Source organism: Agaribacterium sp. ZY112 (assembly GCF_041346925.1).
Lineage (GTDB): Bacteria > Pseudomonadota > Gammaproteobacteria > Pseudomonadales > Cellvibrionaceae > Agaribacterium.
Window position 1 is genome coordinate 1,733,438 of the sequence record NZ_CP166840.1, and the last position, 17,788, is coordinate 1,751,225.

Annotated in this window: 13 protein-coding genes; all 13 read left to right on the plus strand. The window is 42.6% G+C overall.

The features are described from left to right. The first annotated feature begins 174 nt into the window (after positions 1–174). The 13 genes from AB1S55_RS07575 (at position 175) to AB1S55_RS07635 (ending at position 17,699) form a co-directional block, all read left to right on the plus strand. Positions 175–2,874 (plus strand): protein kinase, encoded by a 2,700-nt coding sequence (locus AB1S55_RS07575; protein WP_370981203.1) that lies wholly within the window; start codon positions 175–177, stop codon positions 2,872–2,874. Positions 2,875–3,143: 269 nt separating this feature from the next. After that, entirely contained in the window at positions 3,144–7,910 is a 4,767-nt protein-coding gene (locus tag AB1S55_RS07580; RefSeq protein ID WP_370981204.1) for an RHS repeat-associated core domain-containing protein, read from the plus strand. Further along, complete coding sequence (locus AB1S55_RS07585; protein ID WP_370981205.1) at positions 7,907–8,302, plus strand: hypothetical protein; 396 nt, start codon at positions 7,907–7,909, stop codon at positions 8,300–8,302. The genes AB1S55_RS07580 and AB1S55_RS07585 overlap by 4 nt, the downstream gene beginning before the upstream one ends. Positions 8,303–8,722: 420 nt before the next feature. Next, a complete protein-coding gene (locus AB1S55_RS07590) occupies positions 8,723–9,013 on the plus strand; it encodes an HNH endonuclease (protein WP_370981206.1) in 291 nt (96 codons plus the stop codon). Positions 9,014–9,713: 700 nt separating this feature from the next. After that, positions 9,714–10,868: an ADP-ribosylglycohydrolase family protein gene (locus AB1S55_RS07595; protein ID WP_370981207.1), complete on the plus strand. Its 1,155-nt coding sequence runs from the start codon at positions 9,714–9,716 to the stop codon at positions 10,866–10,868. A gap of 734 nt (positions 10,869–11,602) precedes the next feature. After that, positions 11,603–12,094, plus strand: a complete 492-nt coding sequence (locus tag AB1S55_RS07600; RefSeq protein ID WP_370981208.1) for an ankyrin repeat domain-containing protein — start codon at positions 11,603–11,605, stop codon at positions 12,092–12,094. Between the two features lie 565 nt (positions 12,095–12,659). After that, on the plus strand, positions 12,660–13,049 hold the full coding sequence (locus tag AB1S55_RS07605) for a hypothetical protein (RefSeq protein WP_370981209.1): 390 nt from the start codon (positions 12,660–12,662) through the stop codon (positions 13,047–13,049). 281 nt (positions 13,050–13,330) lie between these two features. Continuing rightward, positions 13,331–13,726 (plus strand): hypothetical protein, encoded by a 396-nt coding sequence (locus tag AB1S55_RS07610; RefSeq protein ID WP_370981210.1) that lies wholly within the window; start codon positions 13,331–13,333, stop codon positions 13,724–13,726. Positions 13,727–13,865: 139 nt separating this feature from the next. Next, positions 13,866–14,177: a hypothetical protein gene (locus AB1S55_RS07615; protein WP_370981211.1), complete on the plus strand. Its 312-nt coding sequence runs from the start codon at positions 13,866–13,868 to the stop codon at positions 14,175–14,177. Beyond that, positions 14,173–14,475, plus strand: a complete 303-nt coding sequence (locus tag AB1S55_RS07620) for a DNA/RNA non-specific endonuclease (protein WP_370981578.1) — start codon at positions 14,173–14,175, stop codon at positions 14,473–14,475. Before AB1S55_RS07615 ends, AB1S55_RS07620 begins: the two co-directional genes overlap by 5 nt. A 48-nt stretch (positions 14,476–14,523) precedes the next feature. Beyond that, positions 14,524–14,913 carry a hypothetical protein gene (locus tag AB1S55_RS07625; RefSeq protein WP_370981212.1) on the plus strand — a complete coding sequence of 130 codons (390 nt, stop codon included), beginning with the start codon at positions 14,524–14,526 and terminating at the stop codon, positions 14,911–14,913. Between the two features lie 310 nt (positions 14,914–15,223). Further along, positions 15,224–15,871: a GAD-like domain-containing protein gene (locus AB1S55_RS07630; protein ID WP_370981213.1), complete on the plus strand. Its 648-nt coding sequence runs from the start codon at positions 15,224–15,226 to the stop codon at positions 15,869–15,871. Between the two features lie 1,318 nt (positions 15,872–17,189). Then, a complete protein-coding gene (locus AB1S55_RS07635; protein WP_370981214.1) occupies positions 17,190–17,699 on the plus strand; it encodes a hypothetical protein in 510 nt (169 codons plus the stop codon). Positions 17,700–17,788 lie beyond the last annotated feature (89 nt).

The following is a 17,788-nucleotide window of genomic DNA, read 5'->3' on the forward strand; positions in this document are numbered from 1 at the left end:
GTCGTCTTGAGTCTTGTGAAATTCCGTTGTCACTCAATAAGTTATCTCTTGAGAGACAGAAACGCTTTCTATACTATTGGCGGCAGATTTTACAAGCTGCCAGATCACACTTTGGCAACCCGACGCAGAGAAGGACCCAGCCGTCAATTTTTAGGCTGCATTATGGTTACACCAATGGATGATAAGACCAAGTTTTCCCCCAAACAAACACAGCCTGAAAGCACAGACGATAAAACCGTTTTTGCGCATAACAAGCCGCCAACACCTCCAGCGGCTCAGCCGCAAGACCCTAGCCACGTACCCGCAAGTGCTGGTGATGACGCTACTGTCTTTGCTCCGCGTCAGCCGACGGCGCCACAGCAGCCGGCCGTGCCCAGTAACCCTGATGCGACTGTATTTGCACCAAGGCCGAACCCGACGGCCTCACAAACAGGGCAGCACCATACTCAGCAAAACAGTGGCCAGGCCGGAGCTCAATTTGGTGCGCCAACGCAAGTTGCTAGTTCCCCTACGCAAGGTTTTGGTAGTACCGACCCAGAAGCTAACTCAGATGTTTCAGCGGCAGGTAACAAGGTTATTAAAGGTCGCTTTGAACTGGTGTCTTTGCTTGGTGTGGGCGGCATGGGGGCGGTGTATAAAGCCCTAGACCGGCGAAAAGTTGAGGCCAGTGACTCCGACCCTTATGTTGCGGTTAAACTGTTAAACGATGACTTTCGTCAGCATCCCGACGCATTTATCTCTTTACAGCGTGAGTCACGTAAGTCACAAACGCTCGCTCACCCAAATATTGTAACGGCTCACGATTTCGACCGAGATAACGACATGGTATTTATGACCATGGAGTTTCTTGAAGGGGCACCTTTAGATGCCCTATTGCGTGAATACCCGCATGGTCTAGAAAATGAAGAGGCGATGACGATTCTTAAAGGGATCTCAAACGCCCTGATTTACGCCCATTCCCACAATATTGTTCACTCGGATTTTAAACCGGGAAACATTTTTGTCACCGAGGGCAAAAGCGGTGAAGGCAAAGGCGCTAAAGTCTTTGATTTTGGTATTGCTCGCGCTGTGTCAGAGGGTAATGCTGCTCATAGTGGGGGTGAAAAAACAGTCTTTGATGCCGGTACGTTAGGCGCGTTAACGCCCGCTTATGCCAGCTATGAAATGCTCAAAGGCAAAGAGCCATCGCCATCGGATGATCTGTTTGCTCTCGCTTGTGTTGCCTATGAGCTTTTTTGTGGCAGCCATCCTTATGGCAAGGTGCCTGCCGACCAGGCCTTTGATAAAAAGCTTAAACCTAAGCGCCTGAAGGGTTTATCGCGCCGTCAATGGAAGGCCTTAAGTAAAGCATTAGAGCTTAAACGTGAACAGCGCACCGAAACCATTGAGGAGTTTTACGAGGCCTTTTTTGGTAAGCCCAAAATTCTACTGTGGTTACTCTTGGGTTCGGTTGTGGCCTTTTTGGCTGCAGGCTTGGTGTATATGGAGCTATATAGCGATCAAGCCGAGGCGGAGAAAGAGCTTAAAGCAGAAATGCAGCAGCAAATGGCCGACAAGCTAAAAACAGCTGAAATTGATAACCAAAAAGCAACGCTAGAGCGTTTTGTGAAGCTAGCAACCTTGACCCCTGAATGGGATCAAGACGTTAGCAAGGTGCTTGATGGCTACAGTCAGTTAGCGCCTGCTGACGGTGATACCCCTAAAAGCGTTAAGAATCGTATTGGCAGGCTTTATTTAGACAAGGCCGGTCGACTGATTGAGGATAACGATCTAGATGCTGTTGCCCCTGTACTGGCTGCCGCTATCTCTTGGGGGGCTTCTCCCGAGCAAGCTGCTGTGCTTGAAGAGCGGGTTGAATCGTTAAAAGAAGCTGAGCGCTTGCGTAAAGAAAATGCCCGCTTAGCCGCTGAAAAAGAAGAGGCCGATAGGCTTGCAGCAGAGCGCCGCAAGCGTGAAGCTGCTTTGGCTGCGAGCCGTGAGCAGAGTATCGACAATGAATTAACGGCTTTGGAAAAAGCATTACGTTGTCGTTCTGGTGTTGATGTTGCCGGAGCTGTCGCCACCCATTTGGGGGCTCTAGAAAGGCTCGACAGCGCTCGTGCGCCCCAGTTGCGAGAAGCCGTAGCGGGAGAGTTGGTCACCTGCTTTAACCGCTTAGCGCTTAAAAGCCCTTACTCTGCAGAAAAAGTACTTCAACAGTCTCGCTTATTATTGCCAGAGCAAGTCGCACTAAAAAGTTTAAAAGTAGATTATTGCTCCCACTTAAAACCGGGTACAGGTGGTAAAGGTCGTCGTTATACTTGTCAGGATAGGTTGCCTGGAGGCCAAAAAGGGCCATCGTTGGTCGTGGTGCCTTCTCCATCAGACAAGCCAATTGCAATTGCAAAGTTTGAAACCTCTTACAATGACGTGGCACTTTTTTGTCAGGCCACAGCTAAGTGTGATGCCCGTAAATACAGCGGTAACAGCATGCCAGTTCATAATGTCGACTTCGCTTTTGCGAAGGCCTACGCGCAGTGGTTAACTAAGATGACAGGTAACACCTATAGATTGCCTAGTCGCAGTGAGTGGTTACTTTCGGCTAAGGCTAAAGGCGAGGCAGAGCCATCTAACCGCAACTGCCACTTAAAATACGGTGGTATAGAAAAAGGGGGGGAACTCTATAAGACGACCGTTGGTGAAGCCAATAGTTATGGCCTAATGAATGCTGCGGGCAATGTGCGTGAATGGGTTATGCAGGGAGATCAGCTTAAAGTGGCTGGAGGTTCACGTAAGACGCCTATTAATAACTGCCGTTATACCAGTCTTGAAAGTCATAGCGGCAAAGCGGATGAGTTAACTGGCTTTCGTTTGGTGCGGGAGTTAAATCGCTAGCTAGCTCTCTCACATGCTTAGCTCATGGCATGGTGGGTTAAGTGCTTTAAGCAAATTTTAAGAGTATTTTTTAAATGATGACTGCAGCGCCCGTGAGGCACTTCACATTGGCGTGCCGTGTAATGCTAAGCGTGCACTTAGTTGCGTGCCAGCTGTGCTAATATCTCGCTTTGTTTCTAAGAGAGCGTATTCGGCTGCCAAAACGCCACAGCTCCAACCGAGTGAAACCGCCCATGTCATCAAATATCACACAGAGTTAAGACACGGACATGTCTAGTTACGAGTTAGAAGATAAAGACGGTAACCGCTACCGTATTTCCATTGGCGCAGGCCCATTGCTGCCACACGATGAAAATCTTGTGGCTGGTAGCTGCATGATGGCTGATAATCTACTAGGCGGTATTGGTGAGCCACAAATAATAGGTGCTTTTAGCCACTTTTACTCCTCCGTTAATGGCCTTTCTGGCAATCCTAAAGACGCTTTAAGTTCGGCTTTATCTCAGTCCTACTTAGTGATCGAAAAGCTCGATTCAGCCTTAGCGATTGACGCCGATGTATCTGACCCCCGTAATGAGCTACGAATCAAAATCCGCCAAACCTTAGCGGTCATCATTGCCCAAGAGCAAGCCCAAGCAGCGCAAATTGAACGTGAACTGGCGGCTAAATCGAATCTAGGTGTTGCTGCAGAATATGGTATTGCCTTAGGCAAGGGCATCGGCGAAGCAGCTTGGGGTTTAGCCGTTTGGCTAAAAGACGTTAATGACGTAGTTAACCCCGTCATGCGCAGATATCGCCAAAGCCAAGCGCTTGTTGCGGCTTGGCAGTCGGATGATTTTGCTAAAACGTATGGTGAAACCGTTCTAGCTGCAGAAAAGCGTGAGTTGGTAGAGGTCTTGGGTTTTGACCCAACCCAAATCACGATGAAGCAAGTCGATGAAGCTATCGCTATGACTACGTTAGTCATGGACGACCCTGGACTGCAAAGCATTTTAAAGAAATTTGCACTCGACTATGCCAACGCCCAGCACTCCATTGAAATCACGGAAATAGCCGGCGGCGGTGTATTTGAATTAATCCTCACCATTATTCTTGCGGCCGTAACCGGTGGTGCTGCAGCCGTAGCTTCACTTGGCAGTAAAGCGCGCTTATTAGGCAAGTTCAAAAAACTTGGCAAACTACTTACCGAGTTTGCCGAAGCTACTAAGAAAATTGCTAAGCGTGCGAAAAAGCGCAACGCCAAAATTGATGGCGATAGCTCGGCACCTAAGTTTACGGATTTGGATACAGTTGAAGGCGGTTCTAAGAAGACTGATCCGCATGGGGCTGAGACTGGGGCTGTATCGAAAGCCAATAATACTTCTGGCGCAACCGTGCCAGATGACGCATCGGTCTCGGGTGATTCTGAAGCTCCTGCCGCATCAGAGGTGGGTAAAACAGATACCGGTAAGCCATCTGAAGAGGCTAGTAAATCTAGCCTTGAGGGTGAGCCCATCAACATGGTTACTGGTGAGGAACTACTAGAGCTCACCGATTTTACCTTCCGCGCGCCACTGCCATTAACATGGAGGCGAATTTATCGTTCAACCAGTACAGCTAATCGTGGGCTTGGTTATGGTTGGAGTCATCCGCTTAGTGAGCGTCTGTTCATAACAAATGAACAGGTTCGTTTTGTCGATAGCGAAGGCCGAAATATTCCCTTTGAGCGGCCCAAGTTACAGCAAGCGTCGTTAAATAAAGTTGAAAAACTGACGCTGCGTTACCTTGATGCCACAACGTATGCTATTGAGGCGCCAGGTAAAGCGGTTCGAATTTTCTCTGCAGAGACGGATTATCAATTAACAGCCCTGATTGATGCTAGTAACAACCGTTTGGATTTCCATTATTCTGAAGATGCGCAGCTACGTCGCATCCAAAGTAGTGCAGGTCAAGCGTTAGAGTTGAGTTGGGCAGATAGCCTTATTACTCAGATTGATAAGATTGCTGTCGATGGAACGCGTACTTTAGAGGTTAAATATCACTACGACTTCACTCAAGATTTAATTGCATGTGAAGACGCTGGTGGTAAAGGGGAACAGTATCAATACCGAAATCATGTCATCACTCAGCGCACTCTGAAAACAGGCTTTAACTTTTATTTCGAGTGGGATGAGTACAGCCCGCTGGCACGTTGTACGCGTCAGTGGGGTGATAATGATATTTATAGCTATCGCTTTGAGTGGGATGACACTCAAAGGGTAAGTCGTGCAATTGATAGTAATGGCGGTATTAAAGAGTTTCATTATGATGATAATGCCAAGGTCACTAAAATTGTGGACCCTGAAGGAGGCGTTAGCCAATTTCAGTTTGATGATGTAGGTAATTTACTTGTTAAAACCGAGCCCTCGGGCGTGCAACATCGTTATGAATACAATGAGTTTGGTCAGCTGACTCGTTATAGGGACCCGTTAGGTGGTGGCCACCAAATAGAATATCAAGGTGATCGACCAATAGTTCTGATCGATGGCGATGGTAATCGTTGGACGCGTGATTATTACGATAATGGTTTAATACGCCAGATTACAAACCCAGATGGTTTGAGCACTCATTACACTTACAATGCACAGGGTTTAATTACTGAGATTCGCAACCCCGCAGGACAAGTCACTAAATTGACTTGGGATGAGCAAGATCGATTGCTTGTAGAGCAAAGTCGAGAATTGAGCCGCCACTTTAGCTATAACGCGCGGGATCAGATTGAGCAGGTAGCTGAATTCGATACTAACTTCGACTCTCAGGCTGAGGCTGCCCATGCTCGTATCACACGCTACGACTATGATGTCAGTGGTAATGTTACTCAAGTAACCTTTCCCGATGGCAAGCAGCAGGTCATGGCTTATAACGCGAATGATCAGTTAATATCCGTTACGGATACTGCTGGGCGGACAACACAATATCGCTACGATGGTTTGTCGCAGGTTCGCGAAAAAATTGATCCAGCTGGCCAGCATTTTAAATATCAGTACGATAAAGAGCGCAATCTGATTGGTTTGATCAACCAAAACGGTGAAAAGTATCAACTTGAATACGATCGTAATGAGCGGTTGGTCAAAGAAGTAGGGTTTGATGGGCGTACCCAGCACTATCGTTATAACTCTCAAGGCCATTTAGTTGCTCATGTTGAAGGCAGTCACCCAGATAGCCTAACAGCAGCTAACTACACCACGCAGTTTAAGCGCGATGCACTAGGGCGTTTACTGGAAAAACGTTGTCCGGATGGTGAAACGTCGTTCTTTAGTTATTCGAAGGTAGGCCAGTTATTAGCCGCAAACAACAATGCTCGTCAGTTGAGTTTCGAGTACACGGCGGCAGGCTTACTTAGCTGTGAGCGGCAAGATGATCAGCCACTAAGTCATAACTACAATGCATTAAAACAGCGCACACAAACCACCTTACCGGCTGGCCAAGAGATTGCCTATCAATACGATAACCACAACCGCTGGAGTGGTATGAGTTTTGACGGTCAGCGCGTGGTGGATATTGATCGCGATGCTTGGGGGCGAGAGTTACAGCGCTTTCAGGGGGCAAGTGCCAGCCATTTTGACTATGACCCAATGGGGCGCTTAAGTAGTCATCAAGTGACTACCCAGTCGGGCAAACATCAGCTTATTAGTCGAGATTATGCTTACGATGATGCGGGAAATTTAGCTTTAGTTGATGATTTCCGTAAAGGTAGTACGCATTATCAATATGATGCTTTAAACCAGTTAAAGGCGGTTAGTGGTTTTAGCGATGAGCAATTTGATTTTGATCCAGCAGGAAACTTACTTTCAAACAGTTCCAGTTCCAGTTCCAGTGGCAGTGAAAAATCACAAGGCGCTTCTGCTCAAGTTAAAGGAAACCGCTTACAGTTCCAAGGCGATCGTAAATTTACCTACGACGATGCGGGTAATTTAATACGTGAAAATCGTGGTAAGCATGGTGCTTTAGAGACACGCTATACCTACAACGCTCAAAATCAATTAGTGCGCGTGGATGATGGTAAGCAAGTAACTCGTTACAGCTACGATGCGCTTGGCCGCCGTATTAGTAAAGAGGATAGCTTTGGTAAAACAGAATTCCTTTGGAATGGTGATGTTCTCCTGAGTGAGGCACGTGCGAGTAATGAAAAGATATACCTTTACGAACCTAATAGTTTTAAACCTCTGGCCCAGATACAAGACGGCGAGATCTACCACTACCATCTTGATCATTTAGGTACGCCTCAAGAGATGACCGATAATACCGGTCAGATTGTTTGGTCATCAAGCTATAAGGCCTACGGTAATCTCGCGCTCAATGACGTGAATAATGTTGAAAATAACCTGCGCTTTCAGGGCCAGTATTTTGATGAAGAGACTGGACTTCACTATAACCGACACAGATATTTCGACCCGAGTGTAGGCCAGTTTACGACACAAGATCCGATAGGGTTATTGGGTGGAACTAACGGCTATCAGTATGCGCCTAATCCTACCTCATGGATTGATCCGCTTGGGCTGAAATGTAAGGAGAATACATGGAACGAATTCCAGAAGGATCATAAGGGGCAATTTGCCACTGTATCTGAAGCCTCTAAAGCTTATAAAGATTTAAAAGAGCAGCAATCGCCTTGGCCTATTGGGTACGACCATACTTCCCATGTTCGAACTATGAAGGTTGGTGAAACTTTCAATATGATTGTTGATGAAGGTGCCGATGATATGCCAGGAAGGTTTGCAACGTTTGACGATATTGCTAGCCCTGAATATGGTCGGCAAAAGTTAGCGATAAAAAAAGAGTGGAAGTCGACTCTTGATAATGTGGTGACATACCGCGTTAAAAAGCCCTTTGATGTATACGAAGGTCCTGTTGGTCCACAAATTGATGGAAGTACCTACGTAGCGGGTGGTGGGACACAGATCACATTCAAAGATCAAGGCACAAGTTGGGCTAATGCTCGGCCCAACGAATTCAATGATTTTACTGATGACCCTTATCTGGAAGTGGCAGGGAAAAAGAAATTGGGTAAAGAAAAATGATTGACATTAAGGTTAAAAAAAAGGGTGAGGGAAGAAATGCGAGCACAGCCTTCTCATGGATTTATGAAAACAAAGAAGTAACAATAAGCTTCTCTGTTATAGCGCGGCACGTTTATGTTGAAGACAATGAAAGCGTATTTTTTAGTCTTTATTCTGAGGATGAAATTTTGAGATATTCGCTTTCTGGCGAATTAATTGAATCATTTAATATCCCAGAAAAGCGAGGTTATCAATACAGAGGTATTAATAGAAATCTTAAAGCAAAGCTTGGTGTTAGTTTACTTTTTTGTCCTGTAGACGATGATGTAGGGAACCAATGGAGAGATATTGAGCAATACGAGCTTGAAAGTGAGTCACAGCCTCTTGGAAAGTACATCAACATTTATCGCTAGTTAAATCAATAGGGCCGTTGTTATTGAATAACTTAGCGGCTGTAAAGGAATCGATAAATAATTATGTTTTAAATAAGCCTCCGATCGAGGCTTTTTTATGCTTAAAATAAATCAACTTGAGGTTGAAAGGATGCACGGGTGATTCTGTAGAGTAGTCAGAATCATCGTATTGCAAGGACGCTCGCATGTTGCCGAAATCTGCATAATTGCCAAAAGCGTTCGCGTCACCTGCCAAGTGGTGAGCACGTTGGGAGCAGTCCAACACCTTTTTAAATTTGTTCACTGTGCTGCACAGGCAGCTTAGAAAAAAAGCAATACGCAGATTAATGACAATCAAGGGATGTACTGCCGCACAGGCAGATTAAGTGGCAGCTATACATTTTGTTTCCTAAAGTGTTATGCATATTATGGGAGCAGAGTATGGCTAAAAACGCATCGGCAACTAAACGACGATTATTTTTGCAGGGCGGTGTGTGTTTTTACTGCCGAGAACCGTTAGCACTTTCTGATGCCACTCAGGATTATGTTATTGCAAAATCATTAGGTGGCAGTGATGGTGACGACAACTTGGTTGTGTGTTGTCGTTCCATTAATCAATACTTTGTTAATTGCTCGGTGAAAATGAAATTAGACACGGTACTCAAGTACCGTGGGAAACTGCCGTGTCTAATCAAGGGGGCTAATCAAGGGGTCAGAGTCCTTGAAATATAATTTTTTTGAAAGTCTTTGGGCATAACCTGATTTTAGATCGGCGATTACCTCCCCGTTAATGCCGATCATTACATTCTTTAACAATCCCTTCCTCTGCGGACCGGTTCCGTTCAGCACAGTTACGGCTATGATAAATTCGGCTGCTTAAGCGACTTTAAAACGGTGATGAACACACCCGTTATGTCTACGACTTAGTCAACTTAATAGAGCGAGTTGAGGCTACTGATCCAGAGCGTTTCTACTTCGACCTCTCCGGCAGCTTGATCAGCAAAGAAGGCAAGCTAGAAACCAGCTGTCACTACAACGCGACAATCAACTCGCAGCCATAGAAAAGAACGGCCAGCGCAGCACATAAAAGAAAGACTTGTTAGGTGGGCGTATCAGCAAAAGCGGCAGCGTTGGCGCAGGCTGTTTTATTTGGGCCGGTGATTAGCTCTAAAAAGATATAGCTCCGAACGTAATAGATTTAACTCTCTGGCCCGGGTACAGGGTAGTGAGATCTACCATTACCGTCTTGATCATTAAGGCATGCCTCAATAATGACAGGTAATACAGGTCAGATCGTTTGGTCATCAAGTTATATGGCTGTATATCTGGATGGGCTTGGTATGCTACGTAATCTGATCCAAACGAAATTCCGGGTGGTAAGCCGAGAGAATGTCGATGGTCATATCTATATTGAGCTTGAAGAAATATAAGTATGAGTAGTACAAAGAAATCAAACAGTATTGCAAAGTTAATAAAACTAAAAAAGCTGGAATCTGAAGGCCTGACCTTCCCGCATGCAACTAGTAGGTTAAGTGGCTCAACCGAGCCTACTAAAACGGAATGGTTTACGGAATATATGGGGCTCCGTCGAGCGGTATCAAGAAATATTGTGAGTGAAGTTGAGTTTGAAAAGCTTCCTCAAGAAGCTATAGCTTCGGAGAGCGAAAATCGAATAAGGGGGGCGCTCATTGGCTGTGCTCTAGGTGATGCGCTTGGGACTACACTAGAGTTTACTCAGCCGGGAGCTTTCACGCCTATAGATGACATTGTTGGTGGAGGACCGTTCGGTTTAAAGGCTGGGGAGTGGACAGATGATACCAGTATGATGTACTGCCTTGCTCATAGTTTAGTAAGGACTAATTCTTTCGATCTGTCTGATCAAATAGAGCTTTATTGCCGTTGGCGTGAAGATGGTGTTTTCAGTGTTAATGGTCACTGTTTTGATATAGGCAATACTGTAAGTGCCGCATTAGATCGGTATCGTCAGACTGGAGACCCTATTTCTGGTGATACGTCACCAATGTCTGCAGGAAATGGCTCCCTAATGCGACTTGCACCAGTGCCAATACGCTATTTTAATGATTTCTCTAAAGCTGTTGAGTTATCAGGAAAAAGCTCATTAACAACTCATGGTGCAACTGAGGCCGTTGACGCGTGTAGATATTACGGCGCTTTAATTTGGGGGGGCTTACATGGTGTCGAAAAGAGTGTTCTCCTTAATGGACTTTATTCGCCCGAAACTGGGTACTGGAACAAAAATCCTTTATGCGAGTCAATTAATTTGCTTGTTACATCTGGTAGCTATAAGGCCAAAAAAGCGAAGGATATTCGTGCTAGTGGTTATGTTCTACATACATTAGAAGCAGCTTTATGGGCCTTTGAGAATAGCCACTCTTTTGAAGAGGGCGCTTTAATGGCGGTTAATCTTGGAGAGGACGCTGACACCACAGGTGCCGTATATGGGCAATTAGCCGGTGCTTATTATGGGGAAAGGGCTTTGCCAATAAATTGGATAGATAAAGTCAAAGAAGCCCATGTTTTTTTTCTTAAGGCTAAAGAGTTATGCTCCTTGATTTCTAGTGATTAGGAATTAGCTGGAGTTAAGGGGGGATATTAAAATGGGGTAAGGTGAGCATTCCTATAAATTATTTGTAGGACGATCGTAAATCTTGAAATGGTTTGACAAGGGATGCAAATATTAAGGCCCCTACTGAGTATGGTCGATTAAGGTATTTACTTTTGATAAGAGACTTCAGGCTTTAGGGAAGTTGGAGTATGAAGGTGCTCTGGTAAAAGTGGACTTATAGTGATGAAAATATTGAATATATTAAAGCTAAAGGTGTTTTAGGTAGGCAGGATATAGTTTTAAAGGTTGAGGTTGTAAGTGGTCCTTTCAATGATAAATATGAATATTTTTGTTGGATAGTGATGGTTATTACATCTGGGTATCTAAAAGCATTTATCCTTCTGTAGATGGTCGACCAGAAAAATAGTTGGCGGTACTGTGATAAAGTTCCCTAAAACTGCTCTTGGTTTGTATGTTGAGTCTGTCGAAACTAAGTTTATGAAGACCGAAAAAGAAGGAGGGCTTAAAAAGACGAATACATCATAATTTAACTTCTAATTTGTTAGTATCTTAATATTCTAAGCGAGGGCTTGTTAAGAAAGGAGTATTAACAAATGTTCGCCATCAATTTCTAAAGTTGAGGACGAAAAGAGAAGTTTAAATCATGTGGATAAAATTCCTAGTAGAGGTAGAGTCGTTAATATTATTATTGATATGGAAGATTGCTTCGGATTGAAAGTTAGAGGTTTTGTGGTATGTCACGAGAAGTTTTAAGGGCTATATTAAAAGGCGATATCGAAAAATTTAATGGCTTCTTAGAGCAAGGGCTTGCCGTTGATGAGATTACAACGAAAGAGCGTTGGAATTATCTTCATCGAGCGTTAATGCCCATTTCACAGCCTCCTGTCTTGAAAATGGTTCAGCACCTAATTACCTGCGGCATTGATGTGAATGCTATTGATGTTTATGGTAATAATGCACTTCATTACGCGATGAAATTGAAAGATGCGGGTATAGTTAGAGTATTGTTGGACGCTAAGGTGGATGTGAACCATATTAATGATGAAGGTGTTAGCCCTCTTCGGGAGGCGCTGTTAACTAAGCCTTATGAGTATTCTTCTATACGGTTACTGTTAGAGCATGGGGCTAATATAGAGCAGAAGATAGAAGGCGGTATTTCTGAGAAAGAATTTTCGGAGATAGTCGCAGGTGAAGACGATATCATCAAGGATTTATTTAATAGGTAGGTTACTTACATCTTTTATGAGGTAAATATTTAAGTATTGCTGGCCTTTTTGTATCCTCTGGTCAATGGTCGTATTTAATATTTATTTGTAACTAGTTGTTTGCGCAGGGCGACCTACTTAATCCGATCCATAGCACAATTTAAAGCTTGGGAGGGCGCATACTCTTTCTTGGCGTTCGCTTATCAGAATAAATGGTTTACAGAAATGTAGGTGGTGACGCTCGTTTGGTAAATGATGGCGGTCATACTATTGGGGGTGTTTAATGTCCCATCAAGGAGCGGCAAACGCTTATTCTCTCAAAACTATAATCCAAATCGTGACTCTTATAAAAAGATGGAAAATGAGTGGGCAGATTGGAATAATGAAGGCTTTGAAGTAAAGTTAATAACGTTAGGGGCTGGTCAGTCTGGGGCGGACAGACCCACAAATATAATGTCAGGGTATGAGTTACTGACACTGATACCAGTTATGCTGTATTTGATGGAAGGCATATGTTTGATAACACTGTGGGTTAAGGTTTTGACCGCATCGCTGAATCTGATATGAAGGACTACAAATTTTAATCATGAATATTGATAATGAATATATTAATGAAATCGGTGAATTGGTTCTAAGGTGTCGAAAGGTTGTACAGAATGAATGGGACGTTTTGGCTTTGGTGTTCGATACGGCTGAGGGCCATACCGCCAATTCAGGCTTCCTGTACTATGGGGATAAAATACGCCCAATCTCTGCTGGGATTGATGGAGAACCACTTTTGCTGGATTTGAAGATCGAACAACTTAGAAAGAAGATTGCAGAAGATTGCGGAGCGAAATTTAAGCAAGTGTTCATTCAAATGGAAAAGAAATCAGGAAAAATTAAGGTCGATTTTGAGTTTGAAGATAGTAGCCGTTGGCGAATTGTTCCATCTAAGTTGAAAGAAATGCGTGAAGCTCTACGGCCTAAATTTTAGTTTTTGTTTTAAGGTCTCAGTTTATGCAGGTGTTTTTTATCTAATTATTGTTTTTATGGTATAAATAAGATCCGAAGGTGGGGAAGTTTGCTTCTTAAGTTTGAAATCTTAGATGTGGGTTTCATTCTTGTTGGACGGAAAGACAAGCTAGTAAAATCCATGAGGAAGAGGTTTATTTTCCAGTGGTGATGTTTCTTTAAGCGTAAATGTGATTTTACAATTTGGAACTAAAATTTTATATCATATTTAAAGGTAAGATATGAAAGGGTATGTAAACTAATATGAATATAGATAATAGGATCTCAAATGAAATAAGAGACCTTATATGCCAAAGTGAGGATCTATTGAGTATAGATTGGGATTGTTGTGCATTTGTTTTTGATACAAGCGATGGTGCTACTTCTAATTCAGGTTTTGTTTATTATGGTGAAAAATGTATCCCAGCAATTGCAGATATCGAAAATTCCCCTTTGGTTATTGATGAAAAAATTCAGCAGTTAAGGTCAGTGGTTTTTAAAGAGTGTGGTGATAAGTTTAAACAGGTTCTTGTTCAAATAGAAAAAGAATCGGGGCGATCTAAAATTGACTTTGACTTTGAGTTTGAAGATGCTAATAGATGGACGATCGTCCCACCTAAAATGAAAGAGATGCGTGAAACTCTACGGCCTAAATTTTAGTTTTGGTTTTAAACGCCCGATATAAGCGGGTATTTTTATCTGGTTATTGCTCTTGAGGTTATTTCTTAACACCTTATCACCATTGTGCCGGCGGCTGTAACCGGTAGTGCTGTAGCTGTATGGTAGCAAAGCTCGTTTAATGGGCAAGTTCAAAAGCGTCGGTAAGTTATTTAAAGAATTTGTAGAGGCCACCAAAAAGATTGCTAAGCGAGCTAAAAAGCGCAGTAAAAAATTGATGGCGATAGCTCTGCACCTAAGTTTACTGACTTGGATACGGCTGAAGGCGGTGCTAAGAAGACTGATTAGCATGGGGCGGAGACGGGAGAGGTCAGTAAGACGAAGCCGAAAACAAAAAATTAAGGAGGTTCACGGCAATAATATTGCGGAATGGACAGTTGATGAGAAAGGCCGCCCTGTCTCTGTAGAGGGGCCCATTTCTAGTACGCATTAAAGGTGATGCTCATCTAGCGGATGATGTTGGCGGCCATATTGTTGGGCATCGTTCTATGTTCGATCAAGGGAAGAAGAACTTATTCCCTCAAAATTCCAACCTAAATCGTGGCGCTTATAAAAAGATAGAAAATGAGTGGGCGGATTGGAGTAATGAAGGCTTTGAAGTAAAGTTAGAGGTAGAGTTGCATCCTTTTGGGGTGGAAAGGCCCACAAATATTATATCTGAGTATGAGGTTCCGGTGATGTTGTTTCCAAAAGGGAGCATGAGTTTGATAATGCTGCCGTCGAATCTTTAGATTGGGTGTCAAAGGCAGATATAGCTTTTTATAAATAATGAGTATTTCATGAAAACTAGAGACGATTTTATTCAAGAAATTTCTAGCCTGGTTCTTAGGTGTAAAGATGTTGTGGCTAATGATTGGGATGGGTTGACGTTTGTATTTGATGTTGCGGATGGGCATATTGCAAATTCCGGTTTCTTATATTCTGGCGATAAAATTCGTCCAGCTACAGCTCGAATAAAAGAAGAGCCTCTACTGTTAAGTGGCACTATTAAAGAGTTTCGTCAGGTTGTTGCTAATGAGTGCGGTGAAAAATTCAAGCAGCTTTTGATTCAAATTGAAAAAGAGTCGGGGCATTTTAAAATTGACTTTGAGTTTGATGATGCTAAAAGGTGGGCGATCGTCCCATCTAAAATGAAAGAGATGCGTGAAGCTCTACGGCCTAAATTTTAGTATTTGGTTTTAAATGCCCGATTTATGCGGGTGTTTTTTATCTGATTAATGTTTTCCGATTTAAAAAGGTCGAGATCGTGATGGCTTGAAGGTAATGAATAATTAGCTGATGCCCCATGTTTCGGATGTGTTCGTGGGGCAAGATTATCTTCTAGGGTAGGCACTAATGGGATGTGAAATGTAAGCGCTAACTCGTTAGTTAGGGGGGCAATTAAGAGTTTCTGGCGCGGATGAGGCGACAGTTAAAGTCTTAGGGAGTGTTGTCTAATGATAATATTAATTTGATGCTAATGATCTGCTAAATGTAACCATGAATAAATATATTGATAGTTTTTTTGATGAATTCGAGGCTGTTGAAAATCAAGTTTTCCCTGATCAACAAACTATAAAAGAATACAGCGCTAAGCTTCCAGAAAATCTAATATCCTTTTGGGGGAGTTATGGGTTTTGCTCATTTCTTTCTGGGCTGTTTTGGATTGTAAATCCGAAACAATACAAGGGAGAGCTTTGTGAGTGGCTGGATAAAGCCGGTCTTGAAGGTGCAGATAACTATCATGTTATTGCAAAAAGTGCCTTTGGAGATCTTTTTGTCTGGAAAGAAGATTATGGGCTTATATATGAGATTAACTCCATGAACTCCTGGATAATATTACAAGATCCACCCAGTTCGGATTTAAACAAAGAATTTAATCTGTTTTTGGCTTCTTTGTCGCCAGATATTCTTGATGTGGAAGATGAGAGTACTGGCGAAGAAATGCATGAGCAACTTTGTGAGAAACTTGGCCCGACTAGCGAGTTTGAAGTATATTCTTTTACTCCGTCTTTAGTTGCAGGAGGTGGGCAAAACCTAAATTCGTTAAATAAGAGTGATCTGTTTCTATATCTGTCGTTGATAAAAGATCTTAAATCACCATCCGTCATTACTGAAGATGATTTGTCAAATATGGCCTTCTCATAATTTTTTACTTGTCTTCAGTTTTCTTAAGGCCCCATTCCCGGATCATCTTAAAATTCAATGCTTCGCCGAACTAAAAGAAGTAGGTATAGTGGAGCCGATTTTAGTTCTCCAGTTGTGACAGGGATAAAATGCCCATGACAATTAAAAAGTTAGTTAGATTTAATGAGTTGGAATATCGTTACATAGATGTTGATGTTGTTAAGTTACGCCGTATAGCTAAAGAATTAAAAAATACTTAGAAGATAATTTGTTGTGTGATCAGGATGGGTATGGTGTATCTGGTAGTTTTATCCCTTTATGTGATAAGTCAATAAATGAAGAGTTTTATGAGATTATTCCACCTAGCGATTTGCCACTAGAGTTTCAGAGGAGAGAGCGGGATTTCAGTGAAGGCCTAATTTATTGTTGTCAAGATTATGCGTGACGCTGTCAGGGTTAGCGCTGGAAGAGCATGTGGTAATAAGTAAGGGTGGAGAAGCCTATGTTGAAGCGGATTTTGAGGGAGAAGCTTGAGCGATATATTAAATAAAAATGTTATTTTTAGTGGTTATAGAGTTAATAACATTTGGCAAGTTTAAGACACATGCAGTAAGTGTAATGTTAGCAAGCCTCTTGCAGTGTTCTCCGAAGCGAGATATGAAAATGGTGACAGCCCCCCCTTCGGGGAATAGATGCTGATTTAAATGTTGAGGTGATAGGTGTCAAAAAGATGACAATCATTATCAATGTTCGTATCAGATAGAAAGACTAGAGAGCCAAAATCGGAAGCTATTATGTTGATAATACTGACGTTAATGCGGGTAAGATTGGCGTGACATCGAAGGTCGATCTATGATTGATTTCGAGGTGTTAGAGGGTGCAAGCACCTTTAAGTTAAGAGTGAAAAGCATTGAATATTGGGTTGGGAGTGATAAGGTTTTCCTTGGTGGTGAAACACAAATATTTAATCTTAATCTCACCTTTTCAAAACCAGAGATAGTGAAATGACTATTAATATGGTTAAGATGGTCTGTAGGTTATTAGTCGATTATCGATATGGCGTAGAGATGATGTCGAATACATCTGCAATTGCCCTGATTGATAAGCACTGCAGTTTAGCAACTTAAAGCGCTATTATTTCTTCTTAGGATAAGCCATTACTCTTCTTCATTTTTCCGGAATGGGATAAGATTTATTTTGTTGCTTTCCTTCATGGTTTTAAAAAGTGTCGTACTTAATATATGAATTCGACGAAATTGCCTAAGGCTATATGTAAATCAGAAGAGCGTGGATCTATCATTTTAGTTTCAGAAAAATCGATTAAGTAAGGGAGGAGGTTGTGACGTTTTTAGATATTAATAACCTGCCTAGTGGTTACACTGTTGTTTCTGAAATAAATAACTCGTTTTATTTAGGTGAAATAACATATTTAATTCAGTCTGATGAGGATCTGGTTTTTCTTAGGAAAGATCCTTACGATCCTTCTGGGTTTAGATCAGAGGATGAGCCTGGCTACAGCGTAAGTCAGTTTATTATGCCGGTTTCAGCAGTTTCTTGGGCTTATAATGTTGTTACCTCTATATTTTGGAAACTGCCAAATGATGGTGGCGCTTCACCAGACATGCTGCATTACAAAAAAAATATAAATGGAGAGACAATCAAGCTTAGATTCACTCCTAATTGTAGAAGGGAGTTTGAGCCAGGTATTACGATCAGTAATCTTAGCCGGCCTGGTAAGATTAAAAAATCAACCTCTATTCAGATTCCATACCACTTGCTTAGAGAAAAGGGCTTGGTTGATCAGTTTAAAAAAATATCTGATAAATATGAGTTCAATGATAATAGGTAGCCAAATGAGTATAGGTTCTTAGGACGCTGTAGTTGACTTTTTACTCTGTTGTTTGAGTAAATGGGCGTGAGTGGTAAGCACCTCATTAA